The sequence below is a fragment of the Streptomyces sp. NP160 genome, assembly GCF_006335115.1.
Lineage (GTDB): Bacteria > Actinomycetota > Actinomycetes > Actinomycetales > Quadrisphaeraceae > Quadrisphaera.
Genome location: NZ_VDMJ01000053.1, coordinates 1 through 3,462 on the forward strand (window position 1 = coordinate 1; position 3,462 = coordinate 3,462).

General features: G+C 71.3%; 4 protein-coding genes. 1 reads left to right on the top strand and 3 read right to left on the bottom strand.

What is annotated here, in order from left to right; translation table 11 throughout:
- Positions 1 to 452: 452 nt before the first annotated feature.
- Together FHN55_RS21080 and FHN55_RS21085 are read right to left on the bottom strand one after the other, a co-directional pair.
- Entirely contained in the window at positions 453 to 1,328 is an 876-nt protein-coding gene (locus FHN55_RS21080) for a hypothetical protein (RefSeq protein WP_139714379.1), read from the bottom strand.
- A 226-nt stretch (positions 1,329 to 1,554) separates the two neighbouring features.
- Entirely contained in the window at positions 1,555 to 1,890 is a 336-nt protein-coding gene (locus tag FHN55_RS21085; RefSeq protein ID WP_139714380.1) for an STAS domain-containing protein, read from the bottom strand.
- 420 nt (positions 1,891 to 2,310) lie between these two features.
- On the opposite strand from FHN55_RS21085, the gene FHN55_RS21090 reads away from it, so the two are divergent.
- Positions 2,311 to 2,772 carry a hypothetical protein gene (locus FHN55_RS21090; RefSeq protein WP_139714381.1) on the top strand — a complete coding sequence of 154 codons (462 nt, stop codon included), beginning with the start codon at positions 2,311 to 2,313 and terminating at the stop codon, positions 2,770 to 2,772.
- 47 nt (positions 2,773 to 2,819) lie between these two features.
- Here FHN55_RS21090 and FHN55_RS21095 read toward each other — a convergent pair.
- A partial coding sequence (locus FHN55_RS21095) for an acyl-CoA desaturase (protein ID WP_139714382.1) occupies positions 2,820 to 3,462 on the bottom strand: 643 nt, incomplete at its 5' end.

Genomic DNA, 3,462 nt, shown 5'->3' on the forward strand with positions numbered 1-3,462 from the left:
AGAGTCGGGGCGAGACACCATCGGGGGGAGCTCGTCTGGAGGCAGTGAGGTCTTTACCGCAGAACCTCACTACTGGATTGGAGAGCTTCCTTGAGACGTGCAGATCGACCTTCGTATCGCTTGGCCCGAGGTCGGGCTTGCTGATGCAGCTATGACGTTGCATCTGGAGGGCTTGACCGACCTGTCGGAGCGCGTCGTCCGCCTGCTGCCGTAACGGTTTCAGGCCTCATCTGCAGATGTGCCGATGAAGGACCGCGGACCGCTCGCCTCGCTGCGGGTCGCGGGCGCTGGCACTGGCACTGGGCCGTCGTCAGTCGCAGAATGGATCGCTGACCGGTCAGCTGCTCGATGTCGATGGCCGTCCCGTCGACCGGTACGTGGTTGGCTGCCAGCCTCCTCGTCTCGAGGTTCATGCGTCAGGTCCCGACGGCGACCCGGCGACATCGACATCCTCAGGTACGTCCTCGAACGGCAGAGACGGTGAGGCGACCAGCCACCAGCATCTCAGCAGCTTCGTCGATGGTGAGGCCCTCGAAGATCGAGTAGGTGCGCAGCGCCGCCAGCGCTTCCTCGCGGCTCAGGGATCGGTCAGCGCGTTGCAGGACTTCTTCGGCCCGCCACACCCAGGTCCGCGCCTGTGCAGTGCGGGCGTCCAGCCATGACCGAGCTCTCCCTTCGGCTGGGGGCATCTGGCTGAGGACGACGCTCATCGCGGCGCTGACGCTGTGCGTCCTCCTCAGGAGCGCCCCCACGGCGGTGGAGGCTTCGGCGACGGTGGAGCTCGCCCTCATCAGCGGGTGGCGGCGGTAGACGGTGAGCGCCACGGGCAGCCCGAGGTCGGTGCTCGGCTCGCGCACCCCCGGCCAGGGGTGTGGGGGAGGCGGTACGGGGACGGCCAGCACGCAGCGGTAGTCACTGGCTCGCGCGAGCAGCAGCGCGTAGGTCGGCCAGCGCAGCCGGCCTGTGTCCTGGGGGTCGTGCAGGTCGGTGATCAGGCCCAGCGCTGCGGTGCGCAGGGCGTGCAGGCACGGTCCTTGGCCGGAGGTGAACTGGGCCTGCTCGGCTGCTGCGGCCATCGGGTCGCTGGCTCCGACGGGCACCGCCATGGTGGGGGTGTACTGGGTGGTCAGGCTGGCCCCGTCGAGGTCCATCAGGTCGACCGCGACGGCGCAGACCCGGTCGGCCAGCGCCTCAGGGGGTGTGCGCAGCGCTGCAGCGCTCAGCGCATGCAGCGCGTGGTCGTAGAAGGGCTCACCTTCGAGATCGTCGTCGTCGTCGTCGTCGTCGCCGTCCCGGCCTGCAGCGGTGTCATCGACGACGGTGCTCACCTCGTGCGCTGCTGGGTGCGGCGGGCGGCGGCGGCCGGTTCATCGACCGCCGCCACCTGCGGCAGCGGGCTTTGCACTGCACGTGCCAGTCAAGGGCGACGGCGCTGTGTTCGCCCGTCGGTGTTCGCCCCGGCCGGGCTGGGCGTGGTGCAGACCGCCGCGCCGGTGTGCCGCAGTCCTGTCGCGGAGGTCAGTCCGAAGGGCCTCGTAGTGAGGGCGGGGTGGCTCAGGCGGTGGCCGTCTCGACATCGGCGAAGACCTCCAGCACGGTGGTCAGCCCGGTGACGGACAGCATCATCTGCAGCTGGTCGGAGATGCTCGTCAGACGCAGCGCGCGACCGCTGCGCCGCGCCCGCTGGTAGCCACCGACCAGGACGCCCAGTCCGGCGGAGTCCATGAAGGTCACCTGCAGCAGGTCGATGACCACCCCGTGGGGGGCAGGGTCGGGCGCTGGGGGTAGCAGCGCCCTGATCGCCTCGGCGAGGGCTTCAGCGGTGAAGACGTCGACCTCACCTGCGACGTCGAGCACAGCCCAGCCTGCGTGGTGGTGACTGTTGTGCATGAGCTCCACGACGGTTCCCCCGGTTGCGGCGACCGGCGCAGCAGCGTCGATGGACCCAACGTCTCCTAGATGGCAGACGGGCGCGACCTCAACCTCCGGCACCGCTCGTTGGAGAGCCCGCCATGCTGCGGTGGGTGCCGAGCCCGATGGAGCTGACCCTGGTCCGGCCCGCGCTGCCGTCGCGATCGTGGGAAGGCCCCGTCGGAGCCGGACTCGGCCACGGGCGACGGCGTCGGCTCGCGCACCTCAGGAGCCCTCGACGCGCCCCTCCCGTTCCTGACCACCGTCGTCGGAACTGAGGTGCCCAGCTGCGTGTCGGCGCGCTGCTGCGGCGGCGCGGCGGGCGCTGGCGGCGCGCTTGCGGTCCTCACGGGCCTCCTGGCGGTCGCTGGCGGCCCAGTCCCTGGCCACGGCGGCGTGGTGACGCTCGATGGCTCCTGCTCCACGTTCTGCCGGCAGGTGTGGGCTCTGTCGGGCGAGAGTGTCGCGACCCACCGCTCGGGTGTCCCGGGCCTCGGCGGCGCCATCGCGGCGGTCGGCCAAGGCGTCGAGGGCATCAGCGACTTCGTCGAGGTGGTCAGCGAGGTGATCGATGTCGTGGGCGAGGTCTTGGCGCTGCGCATCGGAGTCAGCGGCTGCCAGCTCGGCCTGCAGCTCGTGGGCTCGCCTGCTCAGGCGGTCCCGCTCCTGCAGGAGCGACGGTGCGGTCGACCGCTCAGCGGTCGCGTGATGGCCGATGGGCTCTGCCTGATCGGCAGGCCCGGTCTGGGAGTCAGGCTCACCCGAGTGGGGCGCTACAAGATCCGGCGCCGGCTCGCCCTGGTGCACCCCGTCGTGCCGGTGTTCCCCCATGCAGGGCACGGTAGGCGCGACCTCCCCTGATCGCTGGGTCAGAGCCAGGCCGACGACGGCTGGGACGGCGCGGCTCCTCATGCGCGCAGGTGGGCCGCGGACTGGCAGGTGAACGGGTCGCCGGCCTTGAGGCCGACGCGGTTGAGGTGGCCGATGATCGAGCGGTACGAGCCGACCAGGGTCTGCTCGGTGTAGGCGATGCCGTGCTCGTCGCAGAAGGCGCGCACGATCGGCTGCACGCGTGGCAGGTTCGGCCGGGGCATGCTCGGGAAGAGGTGGTGCTCGACCTGGCGGTTCAGCCCGCCCATGGCGAAGTCGACCCACGCACCCCCGGAGACGTTGCGCGAGGTGAGCACCTGCCGGGACAGGAAGTCGAGCCGGGCCCCGCGGTCGATGACGGGCATGCCGACGTGGTTGGGGGCGAAGGCGCCGGCCATGCACACGCCGAGCACGGCCAGGTGGACGACGACGAAGGCGAGCGCCTGCAGCGGGGTCATGACCAGCAGCAGCCCGGTCAGGTACAGCCCCCAGTGCGCCGCCAGCAGGGCCACGTCGGTCCTGCGGCCCTTGGCGCCGCGCGCGGCCAGGGCGCGGGCGGAGGCGACGTGGAGGTTGGCTCCTGCGAGCAGCAGCAGGGGCAGGAAGAACCACCCCTGGTGCCGGGTCAGGCGCGCCTTCAGGCCGCGGCGGCTGCGCGCGGCCTCCTCGTGGAAGGCGACG

Bases quoted from the DNA above. Each gene is read 5' to 3' on its own strand.
- FHN55_RS21085 (WP_139714380.1), bottom strand. From the start codon at position 1,890: ATGCACAACAGTCACCACCACGCAGGCTGGGCTGTGCTCGACGTCGCA.